At 67.4% G+C, this 17,449-nt stretch carries 16 protein-coding genes and 6 pseudogenes; 11 read left to right on the top strand and 11 right to left on the bottom strand.

Going from position 1 to position 17,449, the window contains the following annotated elements; all coding sequences use genetic code 11:
* The first annotated feature begins 47 nt into the window (after nt 1-47).
* Nucleotides 48-1,218: pseudogene (locus tag AAF143_RS12405) on the top strand (pyridoxal-phosphate-dependent aminotransferase family protein).
* Here the strand turns inward: AAF143_RS12405 and AAF143_RS12400 are convergent.
* Complete coding sequence (locus AAF143_RS12400) at nt 1,178-1,696, bottom strand: nucleoside deaminase (protein ID WP_255007618.1); 519 nt, start codon at nt 1,694-1,696, stop codon at nt 1,178-1,180. The pseudogene AAF143_RS12405 and the gene AAF143_RS12400 sit on opposite strands and share 41 nt — an antisense overlap.
* Before the next feature lie 71 nt (nt 1,697-1,767).
* Here AAF143_RS12400 and AAF143_RS12395 point away from each other — a divergent pair, with 71 nt between their 5' ends.
* Entirely contained in the window at nt 1,768-3,189 is a 1,422-nt protein-coding gene (locus AAF143_RS12395; RefSeq protein ID WP_255007617.1) for a pyridoxal phosphate-dependent decarboxylase family protein, read from the top strand.
* 88 nt (nt 3,190-3,277) lie between these two features.
* On the opposite strand, the gene AAF143_RS12390 is transcribed toward AAF143_RS12395, so the two are convergent.
* From AAF143_RS12390 to AAF143_RS12375, 4 genes and pseudogenes are all read right to left on the bottom strand, one after another.
* Nucleotides 3,278-4,951, bottom strand: coding sequence for a YcjF family protein (locus AAF143_RS12390; protein ID WP_414027114.1), 1,674 nt, complete (start codon nt 4,949-4,951; stop codon nt 3,278-3,280).
* Nucleotides 4,920-7,129 (bottom strand): annotated as a pseudogene (locus tag AAF143_RS12385) (transglycosylase domain-containing protein). Before AAF143_RS12385 ends, AAF143_RS12390 begins: the two are co-directional and overlap by 32 nt.
* Nucleotides 7,110-7,489: pseudogene (lspA, locus tag AAF143_RS12380) on the bottom strand (signal peptidase II). Before lspA ends, AAF143_RS12385 begins: the two co-directional pseudogenes overlap by 20 nt.
* A gap of 92 nt (nt 7,490-7,581) precedes the next feature.
* Nucleotides 7,582-8,160, bottom strand: coding sequence for a biotin transporter BioY (locus AAF143_RS12375; RefSeq protein ID WP_255007610.1), 579 nt, complete (start codon nt 8,158-8,160; stop codon nt 7,582-7,584).
* A gap of 72 nt (nt 8,161-8,232) precedes the next feature.
* On the opposite strand from AAF143_RS12375, the gene AAF143_RS12370 reads away from it, so the two are divergent.
* Nucleotides 8,233-8,493, top strand: a complete 261-nt coding sequence (locus AAF143_RS12370; RefSeq protein WP_255007608.1) for an NAD(P)H dehydrogenase assembly family protein — start codon at nt 8,233-8,235, stop codon at nt 8,491-8,493.
* Here AAF143_RS12370 and AAF143_RS12365 read toward each other — a convergent pair.
* The 6 genes and pseudogenes from AAF143_RS12365 to AAF143_RS12340 all read right to left on the bottom strand — a co-directional run bounded on the left by AAF143_RS12365 (nt 8,467) and on the right by AAF143_RS12340 (nt 10,922).
* The gene (locus AAF143_RS12365; protein WP_414027113.1) at nt 8,467-9,090 is read right to left on the bottom strand and encodes a M16 family metallopeptidase; all 624 of its coding nucleotides are present in this window, start codon (nt 9,088-9,090) and stop codon (nt 8,467-8,469) included. The two genes, AAF143_RS12370 and AAF143_RS12365, sit on opposite strands and share 27 nt — an antisense overlap.
* Nucleotides 9,053-9,328 (bottom strand): hypothetical protein, encoded by a 276-nt coding sequence (locus AAF143_RS12360; RefSeq protein ID WP_414027112.1) that lies wholly within the window; start codon nt 9,326-9,328, stop codon nt 9,053-9,055. The genes AAF143_RS12365 and AAF143_RS12360 overlap by 38 nt, the downstream gene beginning before the upstream one ends.
* A 56-nt stretch (nt 9,329-9,384) precedes the next feature.
* Nucleotides 9,385-9,753: an insulinase family protein gene (locus AAF143_RS12355; protein ID WP_414027111.1), complete on the bottom strand. Its 369-nt coding sequence runs from the start codon at nt 9,751-9,753 to the stop codon at nt 9,385-9,387.
* On the bottom strand, nt 9,750-9,911 hold the full coding sequence (locus tag AAF143_RS12350; RefSeq protein WP_414027110.1) for a hypothetical protein: 162 nt from the start codon (nt 9,909-9,911) through the stop codon (nt 9,750-9,752). The genes AAF143_RS12355 and AAF143_RS12350 overlap by 4 nt, the downstream gene beginning before the upstream one ends.
* Nucleotides 9,899-10,213: an insulinase family protein gene (locus tag AAF143_RS12345; protein ID WP_414027109.1), complete on the bottom strand. Its 315-nt coding sequence runs from the start codon at nt 10,211-10,213 to the stop codon at nt 9,899-9,901. The genes AAF143_RS12350 and AAF143_RS12345 overlap by 13 nt, the downstream gene beginning before the upstream one ends.
* Nucleotides 10,210-10,922 (bottom strand): annotated as a pseudogene (locus tag AAF143_RS12340) (M16 family metallopeptidase). The gene AAF143_RS12345 and the pseudogene AAF143_RS12340 overlap by 4 nt, the downstream one beginning before the upstream one ends.
* Before the next feature lie 98 nt (nt 10,923-11,020).
* Between AAF143_RS12340 and AAF143_RS12335 the strand changes: the two are divergent.
* The 8 genes and pseudogenes from AAF143_RS12335 to tsf all read left to right on the top strand — a co-directional run bounded on the left by AAF143_RS12335 (nt 11,021) and on the right by tsf (nt 17,409).
* Nucleotides 11,021-11,796, top strand: a pseudogene (locus AAF143_RS12335) (phycocyanobilin:ferredoxin oxidoreductase).
* A 32-nt stretch (nt 11,797-11,828) separates the two neighbouring features.
* Nucleotides 11,829-12,728 (top strand): HlyD family efflux transporter periplasmic adaptor subunit, encoded by a 900-nt coding sequence (locus AAF143_RS12330; protein WP_255007601.1) that lies wholly within the window; start codon nt 11,829-11,831, stop codon nt 12,726-12,728.
* Nucleotides 12,729-12,784: 56 nt separating this feature from the next.
* Complete coding sequence (devC, locus tag AAF143_RS12325) at nt 12,785-13,912, top strand: ABC transporter permease DevC (protein WP_255007599.1); 1,128 nt, start codon at nt 12,785-12,787, stop codon at nt 13,910-13,912.
* A 3-nt stretch (nt 13,913-13,915) separates the two neighbouring features.
* Nucleotides 13,916-14,614: a DevA family ABC transporter ATP-binding protein gene (locus AAF143_RS12320; protein WP_255007597.1), complete on the top strand. Its 699-nt coding sequence runs from the start codon at nt 13,916-13,918 to the stop codon at nt 14,612-14,614.
* A gap of 39 nt (nt 14,615-14,653) precedes the next feature.
* Nucleotides 14,654-14,809: a hypothetical protein gene (locus AAF143_RS12315; RefSeq protein ID WP_011293689.1), complete on the top strand. Its 156-nt coding sequence runs from the start codon at nt 14,654-14,656 to the stop codon at nt 14,807-14,809.
* A 76-nt stretch (nt 14,810-14,885) separates the two neighbouring features.
* A pseudogene (locus tag AAF143_RS12310) lies at nt 14,886-15,817 on the top strand (glycosyltransferase family 2 protein).
* Nucleotides 15,818-15,949: 132 nt separating this feature from the next.
* On the top strand, nt 15,950-16,666 hold the full coding sequence (rpsB, locus tag AAF143_RS12305) for a 30S ribosomal protein S2 (protein ID WP_255007594.1): 717 nt from the start codon (nt 15,950-15,952) through the stop codon (nt 16,664-16,666).
* A gap of 80 nt (nt 16,667-16,746) precedes the next feature.
* A complete protein-coding gene (gene tsf / locus AAF143_RS12300; protein WP_255007592.1) occupies nt 16,747-17,409 on the top strand; it encodes a translation elongation factor Ts in 663 nt (220 codons plus the stop codon).
* The last annotated feature ends 40 nt before the right edge of the window (nt 17,410-17,449 follow it).

Below are 17,449 nucleotides of genomic sequence, written 5' to 3'. Positions count from 1 at the left end.
TTTCTTCTTCGGTTCAGGACTTGGCCCTCCCCTCCTCTTCCGCCCCCGTGAGCGATCGTCACAGGCAGCGACTGGCCCCCATCGCCACGCCGGACCGTCTGCTGCTGGGACCAGGCCCCTCCAACGCCCATCCCACCGTGCTGGCGGCCCTCTCGCGCCACCCGATCGGGCACCTCGATCCTCTCTACATCGAGCTGATGGGTGAGGTGCAGGAACTACTGCGCTACGCCTGGCAGACCGACAACCGGCTGACGATTCCGATGAGCGGCACCGGCAGCGCCGCCATGGAGGCGACCCTCGCCAACATGGTGGAGCCGGGCGACAAGGTGCTGGTCGCCGTCATGGGCTACTTCGGCCTGCGCCTGGTGGACATGGCTGAGCGCTACCGGGCCGAGGTGCACACGATCGAGCGCCCCTGGGGTGGAAGCCTTCAGCCTCGCTGAAATCGAAGCGGCCCTCGAGCAACACAAGCCCGCGATCCTGGCGCTGGTTCACGCTGAAACATCCACCGGCGTGCTGCAGCCCATGGAGGGCATCGGTGAGCTTTGCCGCCGACACGGCACCCTGCTGATTCTCGATACGGTCACCTCCCTGGGGGCGGTGCCCATTCACCTGGATGCGTGGGGTGTGGACCTGGCCTACAGCTGCAGCCAGAAGGGGCTCAGCTGCCCGCCCGGTCTGGGCCCTTTCACCATGGGTCCCCGGGCCGAGGCCAAGCTCAGCGCCCGCAGCGGCAAGGTGCCCAACTGGTATCTGGATGTCTCCCTGCTGAATCAATATTGGGGCAGCAACCGGGTGTACCACCACACCGCCCCGGTGAACATGAATTTCGGCATGCGCGAGGCCCTGCGTCTGCTGGCCGATGAGGGCATCGAGAACGCCTGGGCCCGCCACCGCCGCAACGCCGAGCGCCTCTGGGCGGGTCTGGAGCGTCTGGGTCTTGAGCTGCATGTTCCCGAACCGCTTCGCCTGCCCACCCTCACCACCGTCTGCATCCCTGAAGGCGTCGATGGAAAGGCTTTCAGCCTGCACCTGCTGAACAAGCACGGCATCGAAGTGGGTGGCGGTCTGGGCGCCCTGGCCGGCAAGGTCTGGCGCATCGGTCTGATGGGCTACAACAGCACGCCTGACAACGTCGATCGGCTGCTTGATCTGCTTGAGAAGGAACTGCCGGCCTTCAGGGCTGCGTCTCCCTCCGTTGCCGCCGTCGCCGCCTGAACCAGTCCTCGAGCAGCTGGCTGTTCGCCGCGGCGTCCACCTCCGGCACCACCTCCATGTGGTGATGGGCGCTGGAGTCGGTGGAGAGATCCAGGCAGCTGCCCAGGGCCCCGCGTTTGGCATCACGGGCACCGAAGACCACCCGGCCCATGCGCGCCTGCACCAGGGCCCCGGCGCACATCGGGCAGGGCTCCAGCGTCACCAGCAGGGTGCAGTCGTTGAAACGCCAGTCACCCCGCAGCCTTGCGGCCCGCTGCAGGGCCACCAGTTCAGCGTGGCCAAGGGGATCAGCCTGGCTCTCACGGCGGTTGCTGCCCCAGGCCAGGGCGAGGCCACGGCCATCGAGGATCACCGCCGCCACCGGGATTTCCCCGCGCTCACCAATGCGAGCCGCCAGTCGCGTCAGCCGGGCCATCCAGAGCCACTGCAGCGGTTCATCCATGGGGCATGGCTTGAACTCGAACGCTGCGGGGGCCATCCGCATCAGGCGGGTTCTGGCCCCAGGTTGACAGCCTGCAGGGGAGAATGATCCAACCTCCCTGCTCGACCTTGGCCGTCACGCCCCAGCTGGAGCCGAACGGCGACCCGCTTCCCTTTGCCGACCCGGCCCAACGGGATCCGGCCCTGGAAGCCTTCCTTGCCCAGGCTTCCGCTCTGCTCTGTCGCTGGTTGGCCACGGCGAATCAGCGGCCTCCTCTGCCGGCCCTCAGTGTGATGCCGGTGGTGGAACCGGAGGCCCAGGGCCTTGGCTGCGACCGGCTGCTGGGCGATCTGCAGCTGGTGATGGAGGGGGCCTATAACGCCAACCATCCCGGCGCCATCGCTCACCTTGATCCGCCGCCCCTGGGCGCCTCGGTGGTGGCGGAGCTGATCTGTGCCGGGCTGAACAACAACCTGCTGGCCGAAGAGCTCTCCCCCAGCCTCACGCACCTGGAGCGCAATCTGTGTTCCTGGCTGGCCCGCCGCCTGGGCCTCGGTGAGAGCAGCGGCGGCGTGCTGGCCAGTGGCGGCAGCCTCAGCAATCTCACCGCCCTGGTGACGGCGCGGCACAGCCGCGGTCTGGCCCACGACCCCCGGGCGGTGGTGCTGACCAGCGCCGACGCCCACGTGTCGTTCCAGAAGGCGATCACGGTGATGGGTCTGCCTCCCGAGGCTCTGATCAGCGTTCCAACGGATCGGTTGGGGCGCCTCGATCTCGAGCGCGTCGGCGAGCGGCTGGCGGAATTGAGGCGCTTGGGTCGTCCGGTGATCGCCCTGGTGGCCACGGCCGGCACCACCGTGCGTGGGGCGGTGGATCCGCTCGCTGAGCTGGCCGCGCTCTGCCACTCGGCTGGGATCTGGCTGCATGTGGATGGAGCGATCGGCGCGGTCTGCGCCCTGAGCGAGCGCCACCGCCATCGGGTCGATGGCCTGGGGAGGGCCGATTCGATCACGGTCAATCCCCAGAAGCTGCTCGGGATCACCAAAACATCTTCGGCGCTGCTGCTGCGGCAGCCGGATCAGCTGCTATCGGCCTTCGGCACCGGTTTGCCCTACATGGAACCCAGCTGGGGCGAGGCCCACGGCGGTGAATGCGGCCTGCAGGGCACCCGCTCGGGGGAAGTTCTCAAGCTCTGGCTTGGACTGCGTCAGTTGGGCCTGTCGGGAATCGAGGCGGTGATCGACGGTGCGATCGAACGCCGGCGCCTGTTGGAGCGCAGGCTCCAACCCCTGGAGCTGGAGCTGTTGGGTGGCCCCTTGCATCTGCTGGCCTTCACGCCCATCGGTATCGACCGCGATCAGGCGGAGCGTTGGTCCCTGCGCACCCGTCAGCGGTTGCTGGAGGATCAGCTGATGCTCTCGCGTCCCCTCTACCGCGGCCGCCACCACCTCAAGGCCGTGCTGGGCAACCCCCACACCCAGGAGCTGCACCTCAACAGCGTGGCGAAGGTTGTGGCGGCCTCCCTGATCGATCCAGAGCTGAAGCGATGAACAGCAATGGCCCCAAGGCTGCCGACGCCAGGCGTGGCCGCTGGTTGGCGATCATCACCGGCGCCCTTTCGATCCTGATCGGTGTGCTTTATCTGGTGCTGATCACGGTGCTCGATGCCCGCGGTCCCCTGCTTCCCCCTCCTCCTGAGGCCCTGGGCGGGATGGCCCTGGGCGAGGCGCTCCCCCGGACGGGGTGGTAACTGCGGATCCTTCCCCGCTGCAGCGGCTCCACCACCCGGTTGAAGGCGGCCTCGAGAAAACGCTTCAGGACCGAATCACGGCGGTTGAGGTCGTATTGCCGCTGCACCACCTCCTGCAGGCCACCGTCACCCCAGTCCTGGTCCTGCTCGAAGTAGGTGATGAAGCTCAATCCGGCAATGCGCGTGAGCCAGGCGGCCCCTACCGCCTGAAGCGCTTTACTGGCAATCAGGGCCGGCAGGTTGAGGCTGAGGGCGGTGGCGATCAACCCGAGGCCGCCCTTGATCACCCCGAGGCTGGCCAGGGTCCGGCCCACGGACACGGCCAGATCCTGGGCGGTCTGGCGCGAGAGAGTCACCCCATAGACGCGACCGATCTCCACCACCATCTGGGCATTGACCGCCGCGGCGCCGAGCAGGTCGACCACCGGCAGGGGTGTCACCACCAAAACTCCGGCACCGATCCACATGTAGCGATCGACGATGGTCTCGGCATCGCTGCGGCGCTGGCGCGTCAACAGTTCCCTGCTGGCATCGGAGAGGCGCCTGCTCTGCAGAAGGATGTTGTCGGCGATCAGTTCTTCGCCGTCCTGGTGCAGCACGGTGGCCAGCCGGCGCACCAGCGCCTCCAACTCCGGTTGCGGTTGGTGGGGCCGGCCGCCGGGCATCGGCACCGACTGCGGCGCCGCGCTGGCGGGCACCACATCGTCGGGGGCGATGCGCCCCTGGGTGCGGCTGCGCAGCAGCTCCAGCAACCGGCGCTCCTCGGCTTCGCCGCGTAGATCGCACTTGTTGAGCACGAGCAACAGGCGTTTGCCCAGGCTGGCGAGGGCGGTGAACACCTCCATCTCCGCCGCCCGCAGGTCCCCGTCGACCACCAGCACGAGCAGATCCGCCAGGGCGGCCTGACGCCGGGCCACCGTTTCACGCTGACGGCCTTCACCGCCGGCTTCGAGCACCCCAGGGGTGTCGATCAGTTGCAGCCCCCGCTCGAGCTGGCGCAGCCGCAGCCGGTAGGTGGTGCAGCCCTCGGTGGAGCCCATGGCGGCCCCCACCTGGCCCACCACCTCATCGAGCAAAGCTCGGATTAACGAAGTTTTGCCGGTGGAGCCTGTGCCGAACACCACCAGCACCAGATCGCCCCGTTGCAGGTCGGCTTCGATGCGCTGCCGCTCCTGGCGCAGGGCCTCCCGTTGAACGTCATCACGCACCCGATCGAGCACCTGATCGATCGCCGCGAGGTTGCGGCGGGCCGCCTCCTGGCGCGAGGAGGGAGGCGGCTCCAGTGCTTTGGGATCGGCCTTGCCCTTTGACTCACGGCCGAAGTCCGTGATCCAGGGCCAGGCCAGACGCCCCAGCAGCAGGGCGCCGCCGCCCACCAGCAGCAGCAACACCGGCCCCACCAGCCAACTGGGCAACAGGTAGCTGAGTTGCCAGAGCAGGTTGTTGAACACCTGCACCACGATTCCGACCACCACCAGCACCACCAGGGCCAGGGCCAGCAGCCACCAGAGCCGGGCGGGGGTGTCCGCTTCAAGGGCCGGCTGTGGGGGCGAGGCTGCCACTGCCGGCGCCCCGCACGATGCTGCTCCACAGGCCCGCCGCCAGGGCGCTGCTGCTGGAGGTGGGGGTGTTGTCGTCATTACCGAGCCAGATGCCGATCACCCAGTGCCGGCGGGGCTCATAGCCCACGAACAGCAGGTCGCGGGCCTCGTTGGTGGTGCCTGTCTTGCCGCCCTCCTGGCCGCCCAGGTAAGCGGCGGTGCCGGTGCCGCCGCGCACCACCGCCCGCAGCAACCCCTGCATCTGCCGTGCCGTTTCCGCTTTGATGACGCGGCGGCCTGGATTGACCGCTCGCTTGCTGGTCCGACGGGCGGCGCGGCAGCGGGCGCTCTCGAGGCCTCCGCAGGTTTCGGCATCGGTGAGCCGGCGGATCGTGGTGGGGGCATGCCAGATGCCGTCATTGGCCACGGCCCCATAGGCCGCTGTGAGTTCGATCAAGCGCACCTCACTCTGTCCGAGGGCCAGACCGGGCACCGGCGTGAGTGGGCTGGTGATGCCCAGATCCTGGGCCTTGCGCACCACGGCATCCAGCCCGACACGGCGGGCCAGGCGCAGGGCGGCGGTGTTGCTGCTCATCGCGAACGCCTGGGTGAGGCTCACCCGACCGCCGCAGTGACTGGCAAAGGTCTGGCCGCCCCACTCCAGGGGCGCGCAGCTGATGGCGTCGGTGGGCCCCATGCCCCGCTCCAGGGCCGCCAGATACGTCATCAGCTTGAAGGTGCTGCCCGGCTGCCTGAGGGCCATGCTGGCGCGATTGAACTGGCTGTAGCGGTAATCCCGGCCACCGGCGATGGCGAGCACACCACCGTTGCGGGAATCCAGCACCACCACCGCCCCCTGGCTGACCCTCAGGGGAGCGCTGGCCTGGAGCTCCTGGCGCAGCTGACGTTCCACGACGGTCTGGAGGACAGGATCCAGATAGGTCTCGATCAGAAAATTGCCCTCGGCGGCCACGTCGGCCCCCAGCAGGTTCTGCAGATCCTGGTGCACCTGGTCGGTGTAGAAGGGGGCAGGCCGGAGGCCGGTACCTCCCCGGCAGGCCTGGGGACCCAGCTGAATCGGCTGCCGCCGGCTGCGCCGTCCCTGGTCAGCGCTGATCTTGCCGGTGTCGGACATCTTGTTGAGGACCCCGTTGCGGGCCGCCAGGGCCGCTTGGGGATTGGAGCAGGGATCGTTGCCATTGGGGGAGGGCAGCAAACCCACCAGCAGGGCCGCCTCCTCCAGTTGCAGCTGGGAGGCCGGCCGGCCGAAGTAGGCCCGGGCGGCGTCTTCAAAGCCCCAACCGACCCCCAGGTAGACGCGGTTGAGATAGCTGAGCAGCAGGTCGTGCTTGCTGAATCGGGCCTCCAGCTGCAGGGCCACCAGAAGCTCCCGCCACTTGCGCTCCAGGGTTTCCCCCTGGCCCACCTGGTCGGGGTAAAGGCTGCGGGCCAGCTGCTGGGTGAGGGTGCTGCCCCCTCCAGCACCCGCCCCCCGAGCAGGTTGGCCACCAGGGCGCGGGCGGTGCCGATCGGATCGACCCCGGGATGCCACCAGAAACGGCTGTCCTCACTGGCCAGCAGCGCAGTCACCAGCACGGGCGGGTAACCCGACAGGGAGGACTGTTCCCGGTGTTGGCTGGAGTCGGCGGAGGTGAGCGGCTTGTTGCTGCGGTCGTAGAGCGCCAGGGGCCCCCGCACCGTGGCCAGGCTGCCGCGCACGGGCATCTGCAGCAGTGAAAGCCCCAGCAGGGCGAGTCCCGCCGTCGCCAGGCCGCCAAGCCCCAGGCTCAGAATGCGGGCCAGCTGCGGCAGACGCGGGCTGGGCCGCCGGCGAAAGGCAATCTCCGGCAACCCGGGCTCCTGGCTGGGGCCGAAACGCACCACATCCCCGTCGCTGAGCAGCAGTTGCTGGATGCGCCGCCCCTGCCACCAGAGGCCATTGGTGGAGGCGTTGTCGAGCAGCAGCCAATGGCGGCCCTGCTGCTCCAGGTAAGCGTGCTGTTTGCTCACGGCCGGGTGGTCGATGACCACCTCCAGGTCGGGGTCGCGGCCGATGCGGTAGAGGCCACCGTGGAGCGGCAGGCGGCGGCTGCCCTGGCCAGGGAGAAACAGCTCCAGCAGCGCTGTGCCCGGACGGTTGGCGGCGGCCAATCGCTGACCGAGGCGGCCACTCACGGAGTCAACCCTGGTGGGTGCCATGGGGTCTCAGCAGGTCGAGCAGCAGGAACAGCACGGCAAGGTTGATCGCCACATCGGCCACATTGAAGATCGGGAACTGGACCGGCACCAGTTCAATGAAATCGACCACGGTTCCGAGGCGCCAGCGGTCGAGGCCATTGCCGATCGCTCCCCCAGCAGCACCGCCACCCCCAATCCCTGCCAGAACCGTAGGGGGCCGCTGCGCAGCAGCCAGATCACCAACCCCAGGGCCACTAGCAGGCTGACGACCCCCAGCAGCGGCGTGGCCGCCGTGAACAGGCTGAAGGCGGCACCGGTGTTGAACACCAACCGCCGCTGCAGCAGGCCGGGCAGCAGCGGCAGGGCCTCGCCGGGGTTCATGTGCTGGAGGGCAAGGGCCTTGGTGAATTGGTCGAGGCCAACCACCACCGCAGCCAACACCAGCACCCGCACCTGGTGGCCTCGAAGCACTCTCATCGGCGCTCGAGCAGCAGCAGCCGCCTCAGGGGCAGGGACAGCACGGCGACGGCACAGCAGAGCAGCAGTTGAGGGATCAAGGGGCCCAGGCTGTAGCTCAAAAGCAACTGGGGCAGACCCACGGCCCAGCGGCCCGCCAGGCTGCCCAGCAACAGGTTCACCGTTCCGCAGAGTTGCAGCACAGCCAGCCCGATCGCGGCCGCCCCCGCCAGGGCCAGGGGATCATCCATTCCCTCTTGACGGGCCAGGCGACCGGTCACCCAGGCCGCCGGCAGAAACCCCGCCAGGTAGCCGAAACCAGGGTCGAGCAGGTAGGCGGTTCCGCCACCGCCATGGAACACGGGCAATTGGAACAGACCCAGGGAGAGGTAGGCGACGGCCGCCAGCATCGCTCCGCGGGGGCCACACACCAGGGCTGTCAGCAGCAGCGCCGGCACCTGCAGGGTGATCGGCAAGGGGATCAAGGCGACGCCACCGCCATGGCCCGGGGCGGGCACGGCCGCCTGGATCAGGCCGCCGATCACGATCAACAGCAGGCCGGCGACGGCTCCGCTCCAGGTGGCTAGGGCCCGCAAACGATCCCAGGACGGCAGCACCCATCCTGCAGTAAGTAGGTTCGGCTGAACAGACGGTGCAACCAGTCCCCCATGGCTGATTCCCCTGGCGAGACGGTGACCTTCACGGTGGGCGACCAGGTGCAGTTGGTGGTGGTGCCGGCGTACCTCAAAAGCGCCGATCCGATGCCGATGCTGCGGCCCGCCGATCTGATCGATCGCGAGGAGGTGGGCGAGGTGGTGGGTGTGCGAGCCAAGGGACTGCTGGCGGTGCGTTTTCGTCGGGGTGCCTTTCTGCTGGAGACGGCTCAACTGGTGGCGGTCCCATCACCCTCGGCGCCCGCTACGAACTGAGGGGTGCCGCCGCCAGCTGGCAGCGGCGGCTTCCAGAGCCTTGGCCGGCCCGCAGAGACTGAGGGCCGGTGCCCCCAGCCAGCGTTGGGCGGCAGCGAGCAGATCGGCGGGGGTGAGCTCGCGGCTTTGGACCAGCGCGCCATCGGCGTAGTCCCAGTCGAGGCCGTGGGAGAGCAGCAGGGCGTGGCGATCGGCGATCTGGCTGCAGGTCTGGCGGCCCAGGGCCTCCTGGCCGCGGAACTTGGCCTGGGCGAGGGTCAACTCTTCCAGGCTCAAGGGCACCTCCAGCAGGCGCTGCCATTCATCCAGGAGCCGGGTGGTGGCCTCTTCCGCTCGCTCGGCGGAGCTGGAGAGGTGGAACACGAAGGGGGCGGCCCCGCGTCGGGCGGGGGCATGGACCCCCACGTCGTAGGCCAGGCCGTGCCGCTCCCGCAGGGCGACAAACAACCGACTGGACATGCCCACTCCCAGGTGACAGTGGAGCAGGCGCAGGGCCAAGGCGTCGGCGGAACCCAGGGGCACCGTGGTGGTCCCCAGCATCAGCACCAGTTGTTCGGTCTCATCGGCCAGCAGGGCCAGCCGCTCCCCTGCTTCCACCCCCAGGTCCATCGACCCGCCCGGGCGCAAAGCTGCTCCAGGGCTCTCCGGTTTCCAGGGGCTCGAGCAGAGCTCGCACCGGCTCGCTCGGCTGGCCGCAGATCACCAGCACCGCTCCCTCACGGCCCAGATCCGGCAGCCGTTGCCTCAGCTGCTCCACCCCCAGCTCCTCCAGTTCGCCCTCGATGCCGAGGGGGTCATGGCCGTAGGGGCCTGTGCCGTAGAGCTGCAGGCGCAACTGATCATGGGCAAGTTGAAAGGGGTCCTCCCGCTGCCGCTGCAGGGCCTGCAGGTTCAGCCCCTCTCCAGTTCCACCTGGTCGGGCCGCAACCAGGGCCGCTGCACCATGGTCAACAACAGGGGCAGCAGGGCGGCGCTGTCGGCGCTGGCGCACTTGAGGCTGATCAGCAGACCATCCTCATTGGCTTCACAACGGAGGCCGGCGCCGCGGCTTTCCACCAGTTCGGCCAGATCTTCGGCACTGAGGGGCCCGCAGCCGCGGGTCAGCAGCCCGGCCAGCAGTTGGGTGAGCCCCCGGCCGCCGGCGGGATCGCCGCTGCTGCCGCCCCGGATCAGCAACTTCGCCGAGACGATCGCGGGTCCCGCTCGGTGTTGCACCCAGACCGGACACCCCCCGGGCAGCTCGAAATATTCGACGCTCATGCGGGCAGGGCCACCAGGGTGAAGGCCCGATCGGGATTCAGCAGGGGCACCAGTTCGCTGTGCAGGCGCTCCAGCGTCCACCGCTCAAGGCTCTCCAGCGGATGCTCCAGCTCCAGGGGACGTCCCCAGAGCGCGTGGCTGCCGATCAGCCCCGCCACCGAGCCGCTCGATTCCAGGGAGAAGCGGTAGCCGTTGGCCACCAGTCGCTGGGCGCGCAGGAATTCGGCGGGCTCAGGGGCTGCTCCATCAACTCCCGCCACGCCTTGTGAATTTCCAGTTCCACCGCCTCCACCTGCTCGCTCTCGCAGACCGCCTCCAGCAGGGCGAGGCTGCCGGCCTCCAGCACGTTGAGGTCAAGATCGATGCTCTCCACCAGCCGCAGCTCCTCCCGCAACCGGGCCACCAAGCGGCTGCGGCGGCCTTCGGCCAGCAAGGTGGTGAGCAGATCGCCGCCGATCACCGCCTCGTGATCCCGGGCGGGGGCAGCTGCCAGGCCATCAACAGGCGGGCCGCCTCCAGGCGCGGCACCTCCAGGTGGCACCTGCCGACCGCGAGAGTCAGATCATCGGGAATCGGCTCGGCCGCAGCGCGGCTCAGCCTGGCAAGAGAGCCGGCCGCCAGGCGCTCGCCCAGGCCCAGACCGATCAGGGGTCCGGCCAGGGCCAGGCAGCAGCGATCAGCCCGATAGTTACGGCTGTGGAAGGCGGCCATCGCCTCCGGCTGGTGGTCCTCCAGGGCGGCGCGTTCGCCGAGGATCGCGCGCCCGTAGGCATGGCCTGGGCAGGCCTGGCTGAGCAGGGTCTGGAACACCACCTCATCGGGCTGGTCCTCGCTCTGGCTGAGCTCTTCGAGCACCACCTGGCGCTCCATCGCGAAATCGTCGCCATCGAGCCGTGGTTCAAGCACCAGCTCGAGCAGCAGATCCAGGGCTTCGGCCGCTCCTTCGGGCGTGATCAGCACGTGATAGTGCACATCATCGAAGCCGGTGGCGGCGTTGCTGCTCCCCCCAGCGATTCCACCTGACGGTCAAAGTCCCCTGGGCCGAGGCTGCGGCTGCCCTTGAACACCATGTGCTCAAGGAAATGGGCCAGCCCTGATTCCCCGGGCCGTTCCAGACGGCTACCCGCCTTGGACCAGAAATCAAGGCAGACCACGGGAGCATCCGCCATCTCCAATTCCACCACCTGCACGCCGTTGGCCAGGTGAGTGATCGAAGGTTGAAGCGCAGCGACCGGAACCGCCGGCGCGGGGGAGGCAGGCAGGGGCAATGGGCCGTAGGAGCGTGGCAGGATCACCATTCTGCTGGCCTTCCCCCACGGTGACGCCGACTTCGAGCATCCATCCGCTTGTCGATGCCCTGGCCGAGCGCATTCGCAGCTATTGGGAGGGACTGCCTGATCTGGCCCCCTGGCGATCGATCCGGCCCTGGAGGCGATCAGTGGCAGCCTCGATGGCGAGCGCCTGTTCATCCGCAATGAGCTGCGCCAGTGCCGGGGCCTGCGCAAGCTGCACCTGGAAACCGCCCGCCTGGGCGGCGGACTGCAGATCCTCCACTGCGTGTTTTTTCCCGATCCGCGCTTTGATCTGCCCGTCTTCGGTGCCGACATCGTGGCCGGCCCAGCCGGAGTCTCCGCTGCCATTGCGGATCTCTCACCCCTCGATGGCGGCCTCCCCAGCGCCATCGAGACAGCCCTGGCGGCCATGCCCATCCGCCCCTACAGGCAGCCCCGGGAGCTGCCCACCTGGGGAACGATCTTCTCCCCCTACGTGCGCTTCGTGCGGCCGAGCAATGGCGAGGAGGAACAGTGGTTCATCGACGATGTGATGCTGCTACTGGAGGTGCTGGCCGCCGCGACCCGCAGGGCTGAGCCTCAGGCCCTGGATGATCCAGGTACCGTTTCAAGACATAGCGCTCAACTGGACTATTGTCAGCAACAGAAACGCAACGACAAGACCCGGCGGGTGCTCGAGAAGGCGTTCAACCCCCAGTGGGCGAACCGCTACATCGAAGACCTCCTGTTCGACGATCCGGCGCCCCTCTGAGCGATCTGCGCCCGCCCCGAAGCCGCTGGTTGATGGCCGGAGGCCTGGCCCTGCTGGCCGTTCTGGCCTTCAGCCTTTGGCGCTCCCAGCAGAAGCCGGTCGCTGCCAAGGTCGCGACCCCCGCCCAGCAGCGATCCGCTGCCCTTGCCCGCCAGGCACGGGAATCGGTCTCGGCCCTCGGCCGGCTGGAGCCCGCCGGCGATGTGCGCAAGCTTGCGGCCCCGATGACCGGCTTCGGTGGCAGCCCTCGGATCAGCGAACTGCTGGTGGATGAAGGCGAAGCGGTTCAGGCGGGCCAGTTGCTCGCCCGCTTCGACAACGGCCCCACCCTGCAGGCCGATCGTCTGGTGCTGCGCACGCGCATAGCCAGCTTGAACGCCCGCTACGCCGTCCTGCAGCGGGAAACCCAGCGCTACCGCCAGCTGGCCCGAGGTGGTGCCACCTCCACCGACGACCTGGAGGCCCGCGAGCTCAAACTGATCGAGCTCAAGGGTCAGCTCGATGAGGCCAAGGCCGGCCTGGCCAAGGTCGATGTCGATCTGATCAACACGGTGCTGCGGGCACCGATTGACGGCACCGTGCTGCGGCTGCGGGCCCGGGTGGGGGAGCGACCCGGGGACAACGGCATCCTCGAACTGGGAGCCAGTGAGCGGATGGAGGTGGTGGCGGAGGTCTACGAAAGCGACATCGACCGGGTGCGCCTGGGCCAGAGCGTGCGCATCACCAGCGAGAACGGTGGCTTCGATGGCGCTCTGCTCGGCAAGGTGTTGCGAATCAGCCCCCAGGTCCGCCAACGGGTGGTGGTCTCCACCGACCCCACCGGTGATGCTGACGCCCGGGTGGTCGAAGTCCGCATTCAGCTGGATCCGTCCGACATGGCCAAGGTGCGCAGCCTGGCCGGTCTCAAGACCATCAGCCGCTTCGAGCCGTGAATCCGTTCCCATGGATCACAGGGTTATGGCAAAGCCGCGGGATTCCGTTGTCGTGGATGCTGCTGACCCGCCAACCCGTGCGTCTGGCGGTGGCCCTGGCGGGGATCAGTTTCGCGGGCATCTTGATGTTCATGCAGCTGGGCTTCCGCGACGCCCTGTTTGATTCGAGCATCACCGTCCACAAGATCTTCAATGCCGACCTGGTGTTGATGAGTCCGCGCACCAAAAGCTCAATCTCGATGGCGGGCTTCCCCAAGCGGCGCCTGGTGCAGACCCTGGCGGACCCTGAAGTGGAAGGCATCTCGCCGGTGCATTGGATGCAGCTGCTCTGGCGCAACCCCAAGACCAAGGACACCCGAGGAATCCTGGCGATTGGCATTGAACCGGGCGATCCGGTCTTCGTTGACGAGGCGTTGAATCGCAAGTCCCATCTCCTCACCCAGAAGGGCCGGGTGATCTTCGATGACCTTTCCCGGGAGGAATTCGGCCCAGTGGCAGCCTGGTTCAACGAAGGCCGCTCCGTGGAGAGCGAAGTGGCAGGCAACCGGGTGCGGGTCGCTGAACTGATGTCCGTGGGTCCATCCTTCGGCGCCGACGGCAACGTTTTGACCAGCAATGAGACCTTTCTCAGCCTGATGCCCTCCACACCGGCGGGCAGCATCGAATTGGGGTTGGTTCGACTGACCCAAGGTGCGGATATCGAGCAGGTTAAGAAGCGCCTGCGTCAACGACTCCCCAAGGACGTGACGATCTATACGAAAGATGGCTTCATGCAGATGGAAATGGACTACTGGCGCAGCAGCACCGCCATCGGTTTCATCTTCACCCTCGGAGCGGGCATGGGCTTCGTGGTGGGCTGCGTGATCGTCTATCAGATCCTCTATTCCGATGTGAGCGACCACCTGCCCGAGTACGCCACCTTGATGGCCATGGGCTACAGCCTGCTGAGCCTGCTGGGGGTGGTGGCCCAGGAGGGCCTGCTGCTGGCGGTGCTGGGCTATCTGCCCGCCTACGGCGCCGGCCAGGTGCTCTATGGCGTGATCCAGAACGCCACGAAATTACCGGTGGCCATGGCGAACGATCGGGCTCTGATCGTGTTCTCGATGATTCTTTTGATGTGCATGGCCTCCGCCGCCCTGGCCATGCGCCGCCTGGGCGATGCCGATCCCGCGGAGATCTTCTGAGCCATGGTTGCCGCCATCGATGTCAAAGGGTTGAGCCATTGGTTTGGCGAGGGGGTGAACCAGCGTCAGGTGCTGCAGTCGATTGATCTGCGCATCGAAGCCGGTGAGGTGGTGCTGCTCACAGGCCCCTCCGGCTGCGGCAAGACAACGCTGCTGACCCTGGTGGGGGCCCTCAGGCAGGTGCAGGCGGGCCAGGTGCGCGTGTTCGATCAGGAGCTCAACGGTTCCAGTCGCTCCCAGCGCCAGCTGCTTCGGCGCCACATCGGCATGATCTTCCAGGGACACAACCTGCTGCGCTCGCTCACCGCCGAGCAGAACGTGCAGATGGGCTCCGATCTCTTGCCGGGTCTGAGCTATCGCGCCCGCCGCGACCAGGCCCGGGAATGGTTGCGGGCCGTGGGCCTGGGGGATCACCTGGGCAAACTGCCCCACGATCTCTCCGGTGGGCAGAAGCAGCGGGTGGCGATCGCCCGGGCCCTGGCGACCCACCCCCAGTTGCTGCTGGCCGATGAGCCCACCGCCGCACTCGATAAACAGACGGGCCGCGAGGTGGTGGAACTTCTGCGTCGGCTGGCCCGGGAGCAGAGCTGCGCCGTGCTGATGGTCACCCATGACCCGCGCATCCTTGATGTGGCGGATCGGCTGGTGCAGATGGAGGATGGCCGGCTCACGCTCTCCTCCATGGCCCTTCAGGCCGGTTGAGTAGGCTGAGAGTTCTTCTCCTTCCCATTCAGGCGTCGCATGTCCAAGCGCAGGAACCTCAAGAAAGAAAAGCAGGAGCGCAACCGCGCCTACGCGCGCAAGTTCAAGAAGCGCAAGCTGCGCAACGACGGCCGTGGTGAAGGCGCCGGCAACGGTGTCACGGGAACGGCCAACAACGGTGGCGCCGCCGATTGAGCCTCGGCCTCACGTCAACCATCCAATGGCTGGGGATCCGCAGGGGTCCCCTTTTTGACCGCTACGGTCCGCCGCCATGCACATCAGCGTCGTCATTCCCACCTACAACCGCAGGCCGATCCTTGAAAAGTGCCTGCGGGCCCTCGAGCAGCAGCGCCTGAAGGCTCCAATCGAGAGCTACGAGGTGGTGCTGGTCGACGACGGCTCCACCGACGACACGATCGACTGGCTAGAGCGGCAGGCGGCGGCCTTCCCCACGTGCGCCTGATCCGGCAGGACCATGGCGGTCCGGCGGAGGGGCGCAACCGCGGCGTTGCCCATGCCAGGGGCGATGTGATCGTCTTCATCGACAGCGATCTGGTGGTCACAGCGGATTTCCTGCTGGCCCACGCCGGCGCCCTGAGCAAGGCCTGGGAGCGTCAGGGGAACCGCCTCTGCTTCACCTACGGCGCGGTGATCAACACCAGCAATTTCGAGAACCCCACCGCCGAACCCCACAAGCTCAGCGATCTCTCCTGGGCCTACTTCGCCACCGGCAACGTGGCCATCGACCGGACTTTGCTGGAGAGCACCGGCCTGTTCGATCTGGGCTTCCGGCTCTACGGCTGGGAAGACCTGGAATTGGGGGAGCGGCTCAGACGCCAGGGGGTGCAACTGGTGCGCTGCCCGGAGGCCGTTGGGTACCACTGGCACCCGGCCCTGCGGCTTGAGCAGGTGGGCGACCTGATTAGGGTGGAACGGGAGCGGGCCAAGATGGGCCTGGTCTTCTACCGCAAGCACCCCACCCGCCGGGTGCGCTTCATCATCCAGTTCACCTGGCTGCACAGGTTGCTCTGGGAGATCCTGACCCTGGGGGGCCTGATCAATGAGCGCAGCCTGCGTCCCCTGTTGGGCTGGTTGATCCGCCATGGCCATAACGCCCTGGCCATGGAGTTGCTGCGGCTGCCCCTCAACCGCCTTGGCGTGAGGGCCCTGTTTCAGGAAGCCCGGGCCGAGGGCCTGCGCTGAGGGCCTGCGCTGCGGGCGGTTTGATAGGTTGAGGGGTACCCATACATTCCGCACACCTGCGTGTTTCGGGTGATCGGGGCCCTTGGCCCGACGATCCCTGGCAGGTGGAGGCGAACCCGAAACCCCCCAACCATGGCTGTTGTCACACTCGCTGAAATGATGGAGGCGGGTGCCCACTTCGGGCACCAAACGCGCCGCTGGAACCCCAAGATGTCGCGCTACATCTATTGCGCGCGCAACGGAGTTCACATCATCGACCTCGTGCAGACCGCCGTCTGCATGAACAACGCCTACAAATGGACCCGCAGCGCGGCCCGTTCCGGCAAGCGTTTCCTGTTTGTCGGCACAAAGAAGCAAGCCTCTGAGGTGATCGCCCAGGAGGCCACCCGCTGCGGTGCCTCCTACGTGAACCAGCGTTGGCTGGGCGGCATGCTCACCAACTGGAGCACGATGCGCGCCCGCATCGACCGCCTCAAGGACCTCGAGCGCATGGAGTCCTCCGGCGCGATCGCCCTGAGGCCCAAGAAGGAAGCGGCCGTGCTGCGCCGCGAGCTCGAACGCCTCCAGAAGTACCTGGGCGGCCTCAAGAACATGCGCCGTCTGCCCGATGTGGTGGTGCTGGTGGACCAACGGCGTGAAACCAACGCTGTGCTCGAGGCCCGCAAGCTCGACATCCCCTTGGTGTCGATGCTCGACACCAACTGCGACCCCGATCTGGCCGACGTGCCCATCCCCTGCAACGACGACGCCGTGCGTTCGGTGCAACTGGTGCTCGGGCGCCTGGCGGACGCGATCAACGAGGGTCGCCATGGTGCCCAGGACCAACGTGGCGACGACGACGAAGGCTGAACCCGGCCGAATCAACGGCTTCGGCCCCCGCAGAGGCAGGGGGCCGATTCCCACCCAATAAATCTCCCAAACCCCTACCCATGGCTGAGATCTCAGCGAAACTTGTCAAGGAACTGCGCGACAAGACCGGCGCAGGGATGATGGATTGCAAGAAGGCGCTGACCGAGAGCGGCGGCGACACCACCAAGGCCACCGAGTGGCTGCGGCAGAAGGGCATCGCCACCGCCGAGAAGAAGTCCGGCCGCACGGCCGCCGAGGGTGCCGTCGGCAGTTACATCCACACCGGTGCCCGCGTCGGGGTGCTGGTCGAGGTCAACTGCGAAACCGACTTCGTCGCCAGGGGCGAGCTGTTCCAGGAACTGGTGCGCAACGTCGCGATGCAGATCGCCGCCTGCCCCAATGTGGAGTACGTCAGCACCGACCAGATTCCCGCCGAGGTGGCGGAGCGGGAGAAGGCGATCGAGCTGGGCCGCGATGACCTGGCTGGCAAGAAGGAAGAGATGAAGCTCAAGATCGTCGAGGGACGGATCGGCAAGCGCCTCAAGGAGCTGGCCCTGCTCGATCAACCGTTCATCCGCGACAGCGCCGTCACCGTGGGCGAGATGGTGAAGCAGGCCGCCGGCAAAACCGGCGAGAACATTCAGGTGCGCCGCTTCACCCGCTACACCCTCGGAGAGGGCATCGAAGTGGCCTCCACGGATTTCGTCTCCGAAGTCGCGGCCCTGAGCGGAAAGGCCGCCTGAACGTCACCAGTCAGCCACTGAACGAGGCCCAGCGTCAGCT

Origin of the sequence: Cyanobium sp. ATX-6F1, assembly GCF_047395825.1 — a bacterium.
Lineage (GTDB): Bacteria > Cyanobacteriota > Cyanobacteriia > PCC-6307 > Cyanobiaceae > ATX-6F1.
Note: the sequence above shows the minus strand (reverse complement) of the source record. Positions and strands in the feature narration are given on the sequence as shown.

Coding starts and splice junctions, on each gene's coding strand:
- AAF143_RS12400 (WP_255007618.1), bottom strand. CDS start 1,696: ATGGCCCCCGCAGCGTTCGAGTTCAAGCCATGCCCCATGGATGAACCG.
- AAF143_RS12370 (WP_255007608.1), top strand. CDS start 8,233: ATGGCTGATTCCCCTGGCGAGACGGTGACCTTCACGGTGGGCGACCAG.
- AAF143_RS12355 (WP_414027111.1), bottom strand. CDS start 9,753: ATGAGCGTCGAATATTTCGAGCTGCCCGGGGGGTGTCCGGTCTGGGTG.
- AAF143_RS12330 (WP_255007601.1), top strand. CDS start 11,829: ATGGCCGGAGGCCTGGCCCTGCTGGCCGTTCTGGCCTTCAGCCTTTGG.
- devC (WP_255007599.1), top strand. CDS start 12,785: ATGCTGCTGACCCGCCAACCCGTGCGTCTGGCGGTGGCCCTGGCGGGG.
- AAF143_RS12320 (WP_255007597.1), top strand. CDS start 13,916: ATGGTTGCCGCCATCGATGTCAAAGGGTTGAGCCATTGGTTTGGCGAG.
- AAF143_RS12315 (WP_011293689.1), top strand. CDS start 14,654: ATGTCCAAGCGCAGGAACCTCAAGAAAGAAAAGCAGGAGCGCAACCGC.
- rpsB (WP_255007594.1), top strand. CDS start 15,950: ATGGCTGTTGTCACACTCGCTGAAATGATGGAGGCGGGTGCCCACTTC.
- tsf (WP_255007592.1), top strand. CDS start 16,747: ATGGCTGAGATCTCAGCGAAACTTGTCAAGGAACTGCGCGACAAGACC.